This window comes from Salinibacterium sp. NK8237, assembly GCF_015864955.1.
Taxonomy (GTDB): domain Bacteria; phylum Actinomycetota; class Actinomycetes; order Actinomycetales; family Microbacteriaceae; genus Rhodoglobus.
In genome coordinates this window covers 1,617,533-1,636,465 of record NZ_JADYWE010000001.1, presented here as the reverse complement: position 1 = coordinate 1,636,465, position 18,933 = coordinate 1,617,533, and the positions used below count along the sequence as shown (strand labels likewise).

Annotated in this window: 2 protein-coding genes; both read left to right on the top strand. The window is 63.3% G+C overall.

The window, feature by feature from the left end:
* The first annotated feature begins 175 nt into the window (after positions 1-175).
* Complete coding sequence (locus I6E56_RS07910) at positions 176-18,406, top strand: DUF11 domain-containing protein (protein WP_197137174.1); 18,231 nt, start codon at positions 176-178, stop codon at positions 18,404-18,406.
* Positions 18,403-18,852, top strand: a complete 450-nt coding sequence (locus I6E56_RS07905) for a hypothetical protein (RefSeq protein ID WP_197137172.1) — start codon at positions 18,403-18,405, stop codon at positions 18,850-18,852. Before I6E56_RS07910 ends, I6E56_RS07905 begins: the two co-directional genes overlap by 4 nt.
* Positions 18,853-18,933 lie beyond the last annotated feature (81 nt).

Genomic DNA, 18,933 nt, shown 5'->3' with positions numbered 1-18,933 from the left:
GAGGTCGCTAAGAACCAGAGTTCTAGCCCCAGTGCGGGGCAGTTGCGGCGGGTTAGGGTGTCCAAAACTTCGACCAACAGTTTATGGTTGAGTGAGATGTGCTCACCCGAAGAGCTATTCATTGACGATGCGATGACTCGCAAAGTCAGGGATTTAGACTCGGGGGAGAGAAAAAGTGCGGCATAACAGCATCAACGTGGAGCGCACGCAGCGTAGTGCTCGAAGCACGTTCATGCGTGGCGTCGCATCCGTCGTAGCCTTCGGCCTTCTCGTGGCCGGACTGACTGTCATGCCCTCGGATCCTGCCGAAGCTGCGGTCGTTCAATGGGGTACCAACGCGGGTACTTCGCCCAGCTACCAGACCACCGTCAACGGTGACTTCCTCATGGCCGGTAACGGCGTTCTCGCCTGTAATCGGCCGCTCTACACCGCTGCGCAAATCGGCACGTGTGCCGACCTGCATTCAGCCTCCGGCGGGAACGGTAATACGGCCAACGACAACTTCTACCTCGAAAACTCAAACACGGTCGCCGGCTTCACCACCAACTCGAGCTCGGCGAACATCACGATTCCTGCTGGCGCATCCGTGAAAAAGGCCTTTCTGAGCTGGAGCGCTAACACCGGTGTCTTCACCGGTACCACCGCCAATGCGTGCACCACTGTCAACGCCACGCGGGGAACCGCGCTGATGCCTGCCGGTTCGGCAACCGGTTACCGCACTGCGCCAGCCAAACTCAAGGTCGGCACCGGCGCCGTCACTACCGTGGCACCGACGACAATGCTCGAAGACCCGGTCGGCACGACTTCGGCGATCTACTACAGCGCAAGCGCTGATGTCACCACAGCCTTTGCCGGAGCGCTTACGGGAACGCCACTCACGATATCTGCTGGTGACCTGTGGGCGCCGCAGGGTGCTGGTTGCTACGCAGGCTGGACCCTGACGGTCGTCTACGACTACGGCGTCTACATCCCCAGCAACCTCAATTCGGCTCCGCACCGCATCATCTTCTACGAAGGTCACGTGCGCATGACCGCCGCTGAAGCGCCGCTGACGGTTGCCTTCAACGGCTTCAGCGCGATCGCGACCGGAACTCGCGCCGGCTTCTCGCTCTACGAGGGCGACCGCATCATCCAGGGAGATATTGCCGAGTACTCGCGCGGCAACGGTGCCTACACACAGCTAGCCAACAGCGCCGGCAACACCGGCAATATCGGTATCGGTCGAGGAGAGGGCTCTGTCCGCTACACGGCGCTCACCGACACTGGCCCGTTCACTAACCAGAGTGTGGATGTCGCGACCGTCGATCTGCCCAACGTGCAGGCCGGCGACACCTCCGTGAACCTTCGCATGAGCACGAGTGGTGACTCATACCTGCTGCAGAATGCGATCCTCTCGGTGCCCAGCGCGGGAATCAACGTCTCAAAAACCTATGACGGAACGCTCGACCAGCAGTCGCGCACGGCAACAGAACCAGCGACCTTCACTATCACCGTCACCAACTCCGGTGTCGGCATCCTGCAGAACATTGTGATTGCGGATGACCAAACAGACTGTGCGCGAACGCTGACGGGCGTCACGCTCGCCCCCCTTGAGTCCTATACCTATACGTGTGTTGCTAACGGGCCGACGACGGCCAGTTATGACTCGACCGCTACAGCGACAGCGAGCACCGTTGTTGGCGCGAGCCCTGCCACGGGCAGCGACTCCACGCGGGTGCTGTTGTCCTCTCTCACACTCGCCAAGACAAGCGCCCTCGCCGGTGGAGCAACCGGTCGTGCCGGCGACACCCTGAACTACACGTTCACCATCAAGAACAACGGTGACTCGCCCCTCACAGGAGTCGCGGTTACCGATCCGATGACCGGACTTTCGGCCCTTACCTACACGTGGCCAACAGCAACCGCTGGCGCGCTCGCCGCGGGGGCGTCGGCAACAGCAACGGCGACCTACACCCTCACGCAGGCTGATGTGGATGCCGGTTCGATCGCGAATACCGCGAGCGCCACCGGAACGGATGCCGACGGCGGCGTCAAGCCGGTTGCGACAGCAAACCGCACCACCCCCATCCCGGTGAATGCTGTTCTCGAAACCAAAAAGACTGCCGCGTATGCCGGCACCGGAGTCGGTAACGTGGGCGACACCGTCAACTACTCGTTCTCCGTAAAAAACACCGGTAACGTCACGCTCACCTCGGTGACACTGACCGACCCGCTGACTGGGCTCTCGGCCATTGCCGTGACGTGGCCAGGCACCAGCGGCACCCTCGCTCCGGGGCAGACCGCAACTGGAACAGCGACCTATACGGTGAAGCAGGCCGACGTTAACGCCGGCAAGATCGTGAACCAGGCGACTTCGGCTGGCCGCACGCCCAAGAACGTCGCCGTCACGGGCCTCAGCAATGAGGTCACTCTGGCCACCGCGCCTGCCGCGCCCGCGCTCACCACCACGAAGTCGGGAACCGTTGCAGAGCCCAAGGGCGTCGGCAGCGTCGTCACCTACAACTTCAGCGCCAAGAACACCGGAAATGTCACTCTCACAGGCGTGGTGATCGCTGACCCGCTCGTCGGTCTCTCCGCGCTGACCTACTCGTGGCCGGGAACCGCCGGAACTCTGGCTCCGGGCCAGACGGTGACCGCCACCGCGACCTACACCGTGAAACAGTCTGATGTGGATGCCGGTCTGGTGCGCAACACGGCCACCAGCTCGGGAACGTCACCCAGCGGCACTGCCGTCACTGCGGCATCCCCTCGCGTAGATGTTCCGCTTCAGACCCGCACGCCCGCCATTTCGCTGACGAAGTCGGGCGCGCTCGCGGGCGGCTCGACGGCTGGCAGCACCGTGAACTACTCCTTCGTTCTCACCAACTCGGGCAACGTAACCCTCACGAATGCGGGCATCACCGACCCGCTCTCTGGTCTCTCGGCCATCACGTACGGCACCTGGCCCGGCACCGTCGGCACTCTCGCTCCCGGTCAGTCCGTCACCGCAACGGCCACATACACGGTGAAGCAGTCGGATGTCGATGCCGGCGCCATTGCGAACAGCGCTACCGCAAAGGGCACCCCTCCGACCGGTGCTGACGTCACGCGCACGACGCCCGCGACCGTTCCGATCACGGCCGACGCGAAGATGGTCGTCACTAAGTCGGGTACCTACACGACGGGATCTGGCGCAGTCGGCTCGGTTGTCACCTACACCTTCAGCGTGAAAAACGACGGAAACGTTACCCTCAGCCAAGTCGTTCTTGCTGACCCGCTGTCCGGGCTCAGCTCGATCTCGGTCACGTGGCCCGGCGCCTCCGGAGTGCTCACTCCTGGCCAAACGGCAACGGGTACCGCGACCTACACGGTGAAGCAGTCTGACGTGGATGCTGGCTCGGTCAAGAACACGGCGACTGCCACCGCTAAGACACCAGCCGGCGGCACCGTTACCCAGCCTTCCGTCGAGTCTGTCGTACCGACGGTCGCACCGACCCGAGTCATCACGACCACGAAGTCGGCTCTAGTCGCTGGCGGCGCTACCGGCAAGGTCGGTGACGTCATCAACTACTCCTTCAGTGCAAAGAACGATGGAAACGTCACGCTCACGGGCGTTACCATCGCTGACCCCCATGTTGGCCTGTCGACCCTGACCTATACCTGGCCCGGCGCCACGGGCGTTCTCGCGCCCGGCCAGACCGTCACCGCGGTAGCGACGTACACCATCAAGCAGTCCGATGTGGATGCTGGTTCCGTCAAGAACATCGCCACCGGTAGCGGAACTCACGCCGGCACGACTGTCAGCAACCCCTCGGCTGAGATCACGGTTCCGACGGTCGCCGCCAACCCGGTCGTCACGACTCTCAAATCGGGTGCGCTCGCCGCCGGTTCGACCGGGCGCGCTGGCGACACCGTCAACTTCTCGATCAAGCTCACCAACTCGGGCAACGTCACCCTCACCTCAGTGTCGGCAGCTGACACTCTTCCCGATCTTTCGGCGCTCACTTACGGCACGTGGCCGTCGGGCACCGCCGGAACGCTCGCGCCCGGACAGTCAGTTACCGCCACCGCCACCTACACGCTCAAGCAGACCGACGTAGATGCCGGCTCGGTAGCGAACACGGCCACCGGCACGGGCACCCCGCCCATTGGGGCCGCAGTTACCAGCACGAGCCCTGCCACCGTTCCGATCACGGCGGGCCCCGCGCTTACCGTGGCCAAGTCGGGTGCGGTAACCAGCGGCAACGGTTCCGTCGGCGACACTGTCACGTTCTCGTTCGTGGTGCGCAACACCGGTAACGTCACCGCCACCGGTGTTGGTATCACCGACAGCCTTGTTGGCCTCTCCGCGGTCACCTTCGGAACCTGGCCGAGCGGCACGGCAGGCACGCTTGCTCCCAACACTCAGGTGACCGCTACGGCTACCTACCTGATCAAGCAGGCTGACGTGAACGCTGGCTCGGTGAAGAACACGGCTACGGCATCCGGCAGCACGCCGTCGGGCGGAACGGTCACAGCGACGTCGCCGCAGGCGGTAGTGCCGACCGTCGCATCGTCGCCAGCCATCACGACTCAAAAGTCGGCGAGTGTTGCAGGCACCGGTGCGGTTGGCGATGTCATCACGTACACCTTTATCGCGAAGAACACCGGTAACGTCACGCTCACGGGCGTCTCCATCGCTGACCCGCTCACGGGGCTTTCGGCTCTGACCTACGGCACCTGGCCCGGAGGGGTTACCGGAACGCTTGCGCCCAACGCGCAGGTCACTGCCACGGCGACTTACACAATCGCTCAGTCCGATGTTGATGCCGGCTCGGTCAAGAACACAGCGACCTCAACGGGCTCCTTCGGCGGCGCCACCGTGAACGGGCCTTCGCCCCAGGTCACCACACCGACCGTCGCCTCGGTTCGCACCATCTCTCTCGCCAAGGACGGCGCTCTCGCCGCTGGGGCGACCGGAGTCGCTGGCGACACCGTCAATTACAGCTTCGTCGTGCGCAACACGGGTAACGTCACGCTGACGAGCGTCGGCATCACCGACCCGCTGCCCGGCCTCTCCGCCGTCACGTTCGGTACGTGGCCCAGCGGCACTGCGGGTCGCTTACTCCCCAACACGCAAGTCACGGCCACGGCGACCTACGTTCTGAAGCAGTCGGATGTCGACGCTGGCTCGGTAGCCAACACGGCAACAACGCGCGGTACGCCTCCCACCGGTGCTGCCGTCTCGGCAACTGCTCCTGCTACCGTTCCGGTCGCTGCTAACGGTGCTCTCGCCGTGGCGAAGACGGGTGCCGTCACGTCGGGTACCGGCGGCGTCGGTAGCACGATGACCTTCTCGTTCTCCATCACCAACCCCGGAAATGTCACGATGACGGGTGTCGCCATCGCGGACTCGCTCGTCGGCCTCTCGGCGCCCGTCTACACGTGGCCCACCGCTACCGCGGGTCGTATCGCTCCGGGTGAGACCGCGACAGCAACGGCCACGTACACGGTGAAGCAGGCTGACGTTAACGCTGGTTCGGTAGCGAACACGGCGACCGTTTCGGGTAAGACTCCGACAAACGCGACGGTCACGTCTTCTCCCTCGACCGCTAACGTACCTACGATTGCTGGCGCCCCTGAACTCACCACCACGAAGTCGGCGAACGTCACCTCGGGCGCCAAAGTTGGCGACTCGATCACGTACTCGATCGCAATCTCGAACACGGGTAACCAGACCATCACCGGCGTGACCCTGACCGACTCGCTCGTGGGTCTCTCGACTCCTGTTGTCACGTGGCCCGGCGTCGCGGGAACCCTCGCTCCTGGCCAGACCGCAACCGCTCTCGCGAGCTACACCGTGAAGCAGTCGGATGTGGATGCTGGCTCGATCGCCAACACCGCGTCGGCTGCGGGAACTGCTCCGGGCGCGACTCCCGTCAGCGATGACTCGAACCCCGTGGTCACCACGACGGCTACTCCGGCCCCCACTCTGTCGCTCGTCAAGTCGGGCACGCTGCCGGCTGGCTCCACGTCAGTTGCTGGCGAGGTCGTGACGTACAGCTTCGTCATCCGCAACACCGGCAACGTCACGATTACGGGTGCCGCAGTTGCTGACCCGCTCTCGGGCCTCTCGGCGATCACATATGGCACCTGGCCCTCGGGCACCGCCGGAACGTTGGCACCGAACACTCAAGTGACGGCCACCGCTACCTACACGGTGAAGCAGACGGATGTCGATGCGGGTTCGATCGCGAACACCGCGACCGCTACGGGAACGGGTGTCATCGGCGGCGCCGCTGCTCCGAAGACCAGTAGTGCGACGGTTCCGCTCGCCTCCGCAGCGAAGCTCACCGTCTCTAAGACCGGTGCAGTCGCTGCGGGCGCCAACAAGGTCGGCGACACCGTCACCTTCTCCTTCGTCGTCAAGAACACCGGCAACGTCACGCTCTCGAGCGTCGGCATCACTGACTCTCTCGCGGACCTCTCGGCTGTCACCTTCGGCACCTGGCCGGGTGGCACGACCGGAGTTCTCGCTCCCAACGCGCAGGTAACCGCGACGGCGACGTACACAATCAAGCAGTCCGACGTGAACGCTGGCTCCGTAAAGAACACGGCTACGGCATCCGGAACGCCGCCATCGGGCCCGGTTGCTACAGCAACGTCGACGCAGGCTGTCGTGCCCACGGTTGCTGCAGCGCCCGCGCTCGTCACGACCAAGAGCGCTGTTGTCGGCGGCACGGGAACCGGTGCGATCGGCGACACGATCACGTATACGTTTACGGCACGAAACACCGGTAACGTCACGCTCACGGGCGTCACGCTGACCGACCCGCTGTCTGGGCTTTCGACCCCCACCTACGTGTGGTCGGGTGGCGTCAGTGGCCAGCTCAACCCCAACGGAACCGTCACCGGAACCGCCACGTACACAATCACGCAGGCGGATGTCGACGCCGGTTCGGTCAAGAACATTGCGACGGCCACGGGAACGCCTCCGACCGGCGCTGTCGTCACTGCTCCGTCGCCGCAGCTCGTCACGCCGACGATCGCGTCTGCACCGAAGATCGGTGTGACCAAGTCGGGCGCTCTCGCGCCGGGCGCGCAGGGTGTTGCTGGTGACGTTGTCACGTGGAGCCTGACGCTCACGAACTCGGGCAATGTGACGCTCACCTCGGTATCGGTTACTGACTCTCTGCCCGGCGTCTCCGCCGTGACCTACGGCACGTGGCCCTCGACGGCAGGAACTTTGGCTCCGGGCCAGAGCGTTTCCGCTACTGCAACGTACGTGCTCACGCAGGCAGACATCGACGCCGGTGCAGTCTCGAACACCGCTAATGGTTCGGGTACTCCGCCGCGGGGTTCACCGGCGACGGCCACTGCTCCGGCAACCCTTCCCCTTGCATCGAACTCCACCATCACGCTCGACAAGACAGCGGCCATCGTTTCTCCCGGCACGGGCGTGGTGGGCGACACCATCCGCTACACCTTCACCGCCCAGAACACCGGTAACGTCACGCTGACCAACGTGATCATCGCCGACCCGCGTCCCGGCCTCAGCGCCCTCACCTACGGCACCTGGACCAGCGGAACTGTTGGCCGCCTCGCTCCGGGGCAGACGATTACGGCAACGGCTGACTATGTTATCCGCCAGGCCGACCAGAACGCCGGCGTTGTGAACAACACGGCGTCCGTTTCGGGCAAGCCTCCCGCAGGCGCGAACGCCACGGCGTCGTCTGCTGCGGTAGCTACTCCGACCGCAACGCGCGTTCCCGGCATCCTCACCACCAAGACCTCGAGCGTTGCCGGAACCGGCGCCGTCGGCGATGTCATCACGTACACCATCACCGTGCGCAACACGGGAAACACGACCCTCACTTCGGTGTCGGCGAGTGACCCGCTCTCGGGACTCAGCACACTCACCTATGGGGCGTGGCCCGGTGGAGTTACGGGAACGCTGCAACCCAACACCCAGGTTGTCGCCACCGCGAAATACACGATCAAGCAATCCGATGTGAACACGGGTTCGGTCACGAATACGGCAACAGGTCAGGGCACCTCGCCCTCCGCCGGTGTGATCACCGACCCCTCGGATGAAGTCATCACTCCGACGGTTGCAGCGAACCCGGCTGCCACCTTCTCGAAGACTGGCGCGCTCGCGCCTGGTGCTGTCGGCCGCGCCGGCGATGTGATCACGTACACCTTCACCACAAAGAACACCGGAAACGTCACGCTCACCGGCGTCGGCGTCACCGACCCACTGCCCAGTCTTGGTGCAATCTCCTACACCTGGCCGGGTGCCACGGGCGTATTGACTCCCGGACAGTCTGTTGTGGCAACCGCGAACTACACCGTGAAGCAGTCCGACGTGGATGCTGGCTCCGTCAGCAACACGGCGACGCTCACCGCCACTCCGCCCTCAGGTACACCCTTCACCGAGACCGACCCTGAGACGGTGTCGATCACGGCAGACCCGCGCATCCAAGTCGATAAGGCCGCGACCGTCACCGACCGTGAAGTCGACGGAGTCATCACCTTTACGATGACTATTCGTAACACCGGCAACCAAACGCTCACCGCAATTGATCTTGACGATAGTTTGGTAGGTCTCGGCCCGGTTTCGTACTCTCCGTGGCCGGACACTGATTACGTGCTCGCGCCCGGCGAGCAGGTTGTCGCTACTGCCGACTACACGATCACTCAAGCGGATATTGATGCCGGTGGTGTGCAAAACACCGCCTCAGTAACCGGGCAATCTCCGCAGGGTGTCGAGGCCGCTGACACCTCCGAGACGGTCACGGTATCTACCGCGGCAATCCGTCCCGAACTGACCGTCGTCAAATCGGCAAGCACCGTCGCCGGTCCGAACGTCGTGGGCTCAACAATCACCTACACGTTCGACGTGACCAACACCGGAAACGTGACGGTCCAAGACATCACGCTGGTGGACTCGATGTTGGCGGGGGCCACGCCGACGCTGCCCATCACGTCATTGGCGCCCGGCGACCCCGCAACCTCCGTGAGCGTTGACTACGTCATCACGCAGGCTGACGTGAACGCTGGCTCGGTCATCAATACGGTCGTTGCAAACGGTGCAACCACCGCAGCCCCCACAGAGTTCTTTGACAGCCTTTCCTCATCAACCACCACGGTTACCGAAGCGGCGAGACCGTCGATCTCGGTGACCAAGGAGGGAACCGCCACGGGGCAAGACGCTGGCGATACCGTGAACTGGACGTTCACCGTCACGAACGATGGCAACGTTACGCTTACCGGGGTTGCGCTCGACGACGCCCTCGCGGGTGTCACTCCGGTGTTTGGATCATGGCCGGGAGCGACCCCCAATCAACTCGATCCGACAGAGTCTGTAACCGCTACTGGTTCCTCGACTCTGACGCAGGCGGATGTCGACGCTGGTTCGATCATCAATACGGTGACGGCATCCGGCACACCAACGCGCGGCGCCGTTGCCAGCGCGACCACGGCTGAGACTGTTCCGCTTCAACCAGACGCCGGTATCTCGATTGTTAAGGCGGCGTCCGTTGACGTCGGCGAAGATGGCGTCGGCGACACCGTCACGTTCACGTTTACTGTTACGAACACGGGAAACGTCACGCTGGATGCAGTCAGCATCATCGATCCGCTCGATGGAATCTCGGCGATCAGTTATGACGACTGGGACGGCAGTCCTGCCGGTTCGCTCGCCCCGAACGACGTGCTGACAGCGACAGCCACATACACTCTGACGCAAGCAGACATCGACCGCGGCTTCGTCGATAACGACTCGAGCGCGCTCGCGTCGACGCCCGCTGGCGACATCCTTGACGAAGATTCCAACACCGCCACGGTGACAACTGAAGCGGCGACACCTGCACTCGTCACGACGAAGGACGCCGTCCTCAACGGCACGGGAGACGTTGGCGACACGATCAGCTACACGATCACGCTGCTGAATGACGGGAACGTGACCCTCACGGATGCCGAGATAACTGACTCGCTCGCAGGGCTCAGTGAGCTTGTATATGGCGAATGGGTGTCGGGTGTCGAGGGTGAACTGGCTCCCAATACCTCGGTCACCGCTACCGCTAACTACACGGTCACTCAAGCGGACGTCGACGCTGGCTCCGTCAGCAACATCGCGACCGGTGATGCCGAGTCCGCTCGCGACGGCGCCGCAGTCACGGATGACTCGCCTGCCGCGGTCACGCCTCTCGTCACTCAGGTCGCTGCTATTTCGGCGACCAAAACCGGTGCACTGGAATCCGGCTCTGAGGGTGAAGCGGGAGACCTCATTGACTTCTCCTTCACGATCACGAACGACGGAAACGTCACGCTCACCGGAGTGACGCTGACAGACCCGCTCGCAGATCTGTCGGCCATCACGTACATCTGGCCGACCGCGACCGACGGCGTCTTGGCTCCGGGCGAGACCGCAACGGCGGTAGCGACCTACGAGCTCAAGCAGAGCGATGTGGACTCCGGTTCTGTCGTGAACTTGGCCACACCATCCGGTGTTGACCCCAACGCCGTTGACGTGGATGGCACCGAAGTCGCCGCGACGGTTGTTGTTGAACCCGACGCAGGCCTGAGCGCGATCAAGACAGGCGAGCTGCGTGCTGGCGGAATCGGTCAAGTCGGCGACATCATCGACTACTCCGTGACCGCCACTAACAGCGGTAACGTCACGCTGCACGAGGGCCAACTCCTCGACCCGCTTCCCGGCATCAGCGACCCCAACATCGTGTGGCCAGACCCGGCCCAGCCCGGTGTTCTTGGCGTCGGCGAGTCCGTCACCGGAACCGCGGAGTACACGCTTACTCAGGCCGACATCGACCTTGGGTACATCGAAAACACGGCAGAAGTTCAGGCGCTCACACCGAACGATGCCGTTGTTCCGGCGACCACCAACACTGTCGTCATCCCGACGGTGCGACCCGCTCCGATCCTGACCGTCGACAAGACTGCCGTTGTCGCCGACGCTGGTGAACTTGGCGATGAGATCGCCTACTCGTTCACGATTACCAATGATGGAAACGTCACGATCGACGGCATTACTCTTGCTGACCCGCTGCCCGGTCTCACCGACCTCACGGTCAACTGGGATGTCGCAAACACCACCCAGACGCTCGCCCCCGGCGAGAGCGTTACCGCCACGGCAACGTACGAAATCACTCAGGATGACGTGAACGCGGGAGAGGTTCGCAACACGGCAACCGCGAGTGGAACCGACGCGCAGGGCACAGCGATTACCGGTGACTCGCCCGAGGTCGTCACCGAGGTCGTCGCCGCCGCTCCGTCGCTCAGTGCGACCAAGAGCGCGGCCCTTGCTGCGGGAGCAACCGGAGTCGCGGGCGACACCGTGGAATTCAGCTTCACCGTCACCAACGACGGAAACGTCTCCCTGACATCCGTCGACCTCATCGATCAGCTACCGGGCCTCACCGGCGTGACCTTCGGTGCGTGGCCAACGGCGACTGACGGACTGCTCAACCCGGGCGATGACGTCACGGCCACCGCGACATACACGCTCCTCCAGAGCGACATCGATGCTGGCTCGCTCGCGAACAGCGCCAATGCCATGGGCGTTCCGCCGACGGGATCTGCTGTTACGCAGCCGGCCTCCGCGACTCTTCCTCTCACGGCAACACCGGACTTCACCATCACGAAGACGGGTGGCTTGGGAACCCAGCTGGGCGAAGTGGGCGACGTCATTGACTACAGCTTCAGCATTACGAACTCCGGAAACGTTACGCTCACCGGTGTTGTTCTGATTGACTCGATGCCGGGCGTGAGCACTCCGGTGATCGTCTGGCCGGGAGACGACCGCGTGCTCGCTCCGGGCGAGACAGCAACGGCTACCGCGGACTACACGATCACTCAGGACGATGTCGACGCGGGTTCCGTCTCGAATACTGCTGAGGCTCTCGGTTCCACGCCTGACGGCACCGAGTACTTCGAATTCTCAGACCCTGCCATCGATCCCACGGTCGAACGCACGGATTCGGTGACGATCGACAAGGTCGGCAGCACTCCGGATGGCGCGGCTTTCGGCGATCTCGTGCACTACGACTTCACGCTGCAGAACACCGGTAACACCACCCTGAACGGCGTCGCGATTGATGACCCGCTTGTCGGACTCTCGACCATCGTGTACTCGTGGCCGGGTGCTGACGGTGAGCTCGCTCCCGGCGAGACCGCAACGGCAACCGCGACCTACGCGATTACTCAGGCTGATATTGACCGCGGCTATGTTCGCAACTCGGCGGATGTCGATGCCACGTCACCGCTCGGTGCGGTCGAGGACTCGGTTGGCCCCATTGATGTGCTGACGGATGCCGCTGCTCCAGCGATCGAGACCACCAAGAACGGTGCGCTCGAGGCGGGCTCAACGGGCTTCGCCGGCGACATCATCGACTACTCGTTTACGGTGCGAAACAGCGGAAATGTGACGCTCACCGGTGTCACGATGACCGACCCGCTCACGGGGCTTAGCGCGCTGACCTACACGTGGCCCACCGCGACGGACGGCATGCTTGCGCCCGGCCAGAGTGCAACCGCAGTTGCCACCTACGAGCTGACTCAGGCTGATGTTGATGCGGGCAAGGTCGACAACACGGTGACGGCCGAGGGAACAACTCCTGCGGCAGGCACCGTCGACGACACTGCCGATGAGACAGTGACGATCACGCCAGCACCAGTGCTCACGCCCTTCAAGTCGGGAACGATTCTGGATGGTGGCGTCGGTGCTGTGGGTGACACCGTGCAATACACGCTCACTGTGACCAATGACGGAAACGTCACGCTCTACGACGGCCAGCTGCTCGACCCGTTGCCGGGTCTCTCTGTTCCGGTTATCACGTGGCCAGATAGCGAAAAGCCGGGTGAGATTCCGGTTGGCGAATCCGTCATTGGTATAGCGACGTACGTGATTACGCAAGCAGACGTCGACCTCGGCTATATCCCCAATACTGCAGACATGTCGGCGCAGACCCCGCAGGGTGTTGTCATTGTCGAAGCCTCGAACGAAGTTATTGTGCCGATGGTGTTGCCGTCTCCGAACATCACGGTCACCAAGTCGGGTGCGCCTCAGGGCTCGGCTGATTTCGGTGACATCATCGACTACACCTTCGAGATTCTGAACTCTGGAAACGTCACGCTGGACTCCGTCACGCTCGCCGATCCACTGCCGAACCTCTCGGCGATCACGATTACGTGGCCGACTCCGACGAGCCCCGGCGTGCTCGCTCCCGGTGAGATCGCAACGGCGACGGCTGACTACGAGATCACCCAGGACGACGTGGATGCTGGCGCTGTTCTCAACATCGCGACCGCTGATGGCGTTGACCCCAACGGCACCGACGTCACCGACGACTCTGAAACGAACACGGTTCCGACCGAAACAATTCGTGCCGAGGTGGAACTCACCAAGAGCGGCGTTCTCTCAGACCCGGCTCGCGCCGACGAGGGCGACACCGTCAACTGGTCGTTCGAGTTGACCAACTCCGGCAACGTGACCCTCACCGGCGTCGAGATTGTGGACACCCTGCCGGGCCTTTCGGCGCTGACCTACGCGTGGCCGGACACCGCTGGCACGCTCGAGGTGGGGGAATCGGTCACCGCGACCGCGACATCCACTCTTACTCAAGAGCAGATCGACGCGGGAACAGTTGCAAACGACGCGACCGGTTCTGGAACCCCTCCGCGCGGCGATGCTGTTAGTGATCCGGCAACCGCTTCGGTGGTTTTGGCTCCGCAGGCGGGCATGGCCGTCACGAAGGACGGAACTGTTGATGGCGCCGGCAACGCGGGCGACACTATCGACTATGACTTCGGCATCACCAATACCGGTAACGTCACGCTGACCCTCGTCGACCTCGTTGATGCCCTCGTCGGTGTGAGCAGCCCGGTCTTCACCTGGCCCGGAACGACCGGAGAGTTGCAACCAGGTGAGACGGTTACGGCTACTGCTGACTACACGATCACTCAGGATGACGTTGACCGCGGCAGCGTCTCGAACGTGGCGACCGCCAGCGGAAAGCCGCCCATCGGCGACACGATTACGGTGAGCACGACAGTTACCGAGACGACTGTTGCTCCGGCCGCTGCTTCGCTGCTGTTGACGAAGTCATCGAGCACGGGCGCGAGCGCTGGTGTGAACGACATCGTCACCTACACATTCGAGGTGGAGAACACCGGAAACGTCACGGTCGACGAGATCGTGATCACCGACCCGCTACCCGGCCTCAGCACGCCTGTCGTGAACTGGCCAGGTGCCAACGGTGTTCTTGCTCCGGGCGAGATTGCCACGGCGACCGCAACCTACGCGATCACCCAGGCTGATGTCGATGCCGGCACGGTCGACAACACTGCAGTGGCCGATGGAACCTCGCCGACCGACGCTGCGGTTGCGAGCAACACGGCTCTCGAATCGACGCCGACGGATGCGGCTGCGCCCGACATCCTCGTCACCAAGAGTGGTGCCCTCGCTCCCGGTTCGACCGGCTTCGAGGGTGACCTCGTGGAGTACGAGTTCTCTCTGACGAACAACGGTAACCAGACGCTCACTTCGGTGTCACTCGCTGACCCGCTTCCGGGCCTGTCTGCACTCGTCTACTCGTGGCCCACCGCTACGGCAGGAACGCTCGTGCCCGGCGCTGTTGTCACGGCCACCGCGACCCACGAATTGACCCAGGCAGATATCGACTCGGGCTCGGTTGCGAACGTCGTGACCGGTAGTGCAACACCGCCGTCCGGTGTTGCCTTCGAAGAGGATGCTCCCGCTACCGTCGCTATCGTCGCGAATGGCGAGCTGGAGACCACGAAGTGGGGCGTATTGCGCGCTGGTGGAATCGGGCAGGTCGGCGACTGGGTCGACTACCGTCTCGAAGCAACCAACACGGGTAACGTCACGCTCATCGATGGTGAACTGCGCGACCCGCTCCCGGGCCTCAGCATTCCGACCATCACGTGGCCGAACCCGGCCCAGCCCGGCGTAATTTTGCCGGGCGAAACCGTCATCGGTGAAGCATCAGTTCAGCTCACGCAGGAAGACATCGACCGCGGCTACATCTCGAACATTGCGGATGTCGGCGCTACCGACCCGAACGATGATGACGTTTCGGCGACCACCAACGAAGTTATCGTCACGACGGTTCAGCCGCAGCCGAGCATGACAGTGGTGAAGTCGGGCGAGATCGCTCTGACAGGCGAGAACGGCGTCGGTGACTCTGTCGACTTCGAGTTCGAGGTTCGCAACACCGGTAACGTGACGATCGGTTCGATCGTTGTGACCGATCCGCTGCCCGGTATGAGCACGCCAATAGTGCAGTGGCCGACCGCGGTAGAAACACTCGCGCCCACCGAGGCGGTGACCGCAACGGCCAGCTACCTCATCCGTCAGTCGGATGTTGACCGCGGCTACGTCGAGAACACGGCGAGCGCTACGGCAGTTCCGGTGCGCGGCGATCCCATCTCCGCAACCTCGAACACTGTCGAGGTGCCCACCGAGGCTCCGAGCGTTGTCGTTTCGGTGACCAACGTTGGCGCTTTGACGAACCCGGGCCCGGCAGTCGAAGGCGACACTGTCACCTGGAACTACAGCTTCACGAGCACGAGCAACGTGACGCTCTCGGGCGTTGAGCTGAGCGACTTCCTCGGTTCGCTGCCCGCCGGCGATTACACCTGGCCCGGAGACGTGGGCGTTCTCGCTCCCGGCGACACGGTCACGGCAGTTCGCGTGCAGACATTGACGCAGGCCGATATCGACTCAGGTGCAGTGTCGAGCGTCGTCACCGGTGAGGGAACTCCTCCCGTGGGCGCAGCGGCAACCGCCACTGCTCCGGCAACCGTCGCTCTCGCGGCCGATGGCCTGCTGCAGGTGACAAAGTCGAGCGAGCTGGCTGTCGCTGGCGAGAACGGTCCTGGCGACACGATCGATTACACGATCGTGGTTACCAACATCGGAAACGTCACGCTGCGCACGGTGACCATCACGGACAGCATTGACAACGTCTCGATCAACTCGATCGTCTGGCCCGCCAACAGCGGCGTGCTGGCTCCGGGTGAATCGGCGACGGCGAGCGCCACGTACGTTCTCGAACAGGATGACGTGGACCGCGGCTATGTCGACAACACTGCATCCGTTCGTGGTGTGACGCCGGGCGGCGACCCTGTCACGGCGACCTCGAACGTTGACCGGGAACTGACTGCAGTTTCTGACCCCAGCATCACAGCCGAGAAGTCGGGCGTAATGACCTCGGGTTCGGGTGAAGTCGGTTCCGAGATTACTTACAGCTTCATCGTGAAGAACACCGGAAACGTGACCCTGCGCCTCGTAGGAGTTCTCGACCCACTGATCGATGTTGTTCCCTCCGACCTCACCTTCCCGTCGGCCACCGGTATTCTCGGCCCGAACGAGCAGGCTGTTGGCTCCGTCGTGTACACCGTCACGCAGGCAGATGTCGACAGCGGCACCGTGGAGAACACGGCGACTGCGATCGGCACCGCGCCTGACGGCAGCGAAGTTCAGGGCGTCTCGAACACGGTATTCAACCCGACCGAGGATGCTGAACCTTCCATCGTCACCTCGCACACCGCGGCTCTCGCTGCGGGCGCAACTGGCGTACTCGGCGACGGCATGGACTACACGTTCACGATCACGAATGACGGAAACGTCAGCCTCGATGGTGTGACGCTCTCGAACATGATCCCCGGCCTCACCGGCTTTGTCTACACGTGGCCAGACGCGGCCGCTCCGGGCGTTCTCGCTCCGGGCGAAAGCGTCACCGTCACGGCGACACGTCTTGTTGACCAGGCGGATATCGACGCTGGTGAAGTGCGCAACGTCGCGACCGGTGCGGGCAACTCTCCTGCCGCAACCGCCGTTGATGCCGACTCGGCTGTCACCGTCGTGCCGCTCATCGAGGCGCTGTCGAGCATTGACATTGCCAAGGCTGGCGAACCGCGCGACGCGGGCAACCCCGTCGTCGTCGGCTCGTGGATCGATTACACCTTCACCGTCGAGAACACGGGCGAAACCACCCTGAGTGGTGTCACTGTCGCTGACCCGAAGGTCGGAACGACTGCGGTCGCGTACGGAACTTGGCCAGCCGCTGACGGCGTACTCGCTCCCGGTGAGTCGGTCACGGCAACCGCGAGCTACCAGGTCACGCAGGCTGAGTTCGATGCCGGCTCGGCGTCGAACACGGCAAACGTGACCTCGACGAACCTGGCGGGTGACGACGTGATCGATACCTCCAACACGGTTGTGGCGCCGACCGCTGCTGGCACGCCAGACATCGGCATCACGAAGACTCAGGTGCTGGCCGCAGGTGCCACCGGCAACGCGGGAGACGTCGTGGAGTACAACTTCGAGGTCACCAACACCGGTGATGTCACGCTGAACGGTGTCACGATCGCCGACGACCAGATCGATCTCAGTACGCTGACGATCACCTGGCCGGGCACTCCGGGCGTTCTCGCTCCGGGCGAGTCGGCCACGGCAACCGCAACGTATGTGCTCACGCAGGATGACGTGGATGCTGGCTCGATCAGCTCCGACGCCTCCACGGCGGGAACGCCGGTAGTGGGCGCTGCGGTGACGGATACAACCACCGGAGAAACGCCGATCGCCGAAGATCCCTCGATGGCCATCACGAAGTCGAGCTCGTTTGCGACTCTCGCTCAGCAGGGGGCCACGGTCAACTACGTGATCGAAGTAGTAAACACCGGAAACGTTACGCTGACCGCAGTTTCGATCGACGATCCCAAGCCGGGTGTCTCAGCGCTCGCCTACAACTGGCCGGGCACTCCGGGCGAGTTGGCTCCGGGCGAGTCGGTCACCGCGACAGCGACCTACGTGATCACGCAGGCGGACGTGGATGTCGAGCAGACCGTCAACGTCGCTACTGTGAACGCGGATGCGCCCTCCGGCGCTATCACGCCGGAAGAAGCAACCGACGTTCTCGCGATCCCGAACGTAGCCGCGATCGATCTCACGATTTCCGGTGTGCTGGGAGCGGGACAGCAGGGCTTCCCCGGCGATCTCGTGATCTTCACTTACGTTGCCACGAACACCGGCACGAAGCCGTTGACGAACGTCTCGATCAACGATCCGCGTCTCGGGCTCTCGGCGATGAACTACGGCACGTGGCCGGGCGCGATCGGTGTGCTCCTTCCCGGGCAGTCGATTACGGCCACGGCAACCTACGTCATCCGTGAAGGTGATGCGGGAGCGACTCTGTACGAGACCGCAACGGTCACCAGCACCGAGCTTGACTCGGGTGACCCCGTGGTCGCAACCGCGCAGACAAGTCTGCAGCTACCTAACAAGGCACTCTCTTACACTGGATCAGACCCCCGAGGAACTCTCGCAACCGGGTTAGGCACACTGCTCGCCGGGCTCGCGCTGATCCTGCTCGCACGCAGAAGACAACGACAGGAAGAATCATGAAGCTCCCCACACGACTGACCGCTACCGCTGTTCCTTTTGCGATTCTCGCCTTCACTTTGGCGGGGTGCACCAACGGCACTGAGGAACAGCCTGACGCCACCGAAAGTTCGGCGGCAGAAGAGCAAACCCCCGGCGTAACCGACATTCAGGATGCTCCCGGCACCGGCGAAGACCTCGAAGGAGCCCTAGCCGATTCCACGGTTGACCAGTGCGAGCGCGACGGCGACGAGTGGGTAGTCAACGGGTCGGTCACGAACTCGACCGATGCCAGTGCGACGTACCGCATCTATGTGTCGCTGCTCAACGGTGCCAACGACACCCGTGCACTCACGCAAGTGGATGTCGATGCCACCGAACCCGGCGACGCCACCGACTGGGAGACCGTCATTCCTGTCGCTGAAGACGAACTCACCTGCGTGCTGCGCGTCGAACGCTACGAAGACTAGTCGCGCGGCGCGGCGCGGCGCGGCGATTCGCGGTCGGCGCTCGGCGGCGGTACTCCGGCCGGGCTGCCGACGACTATCGTG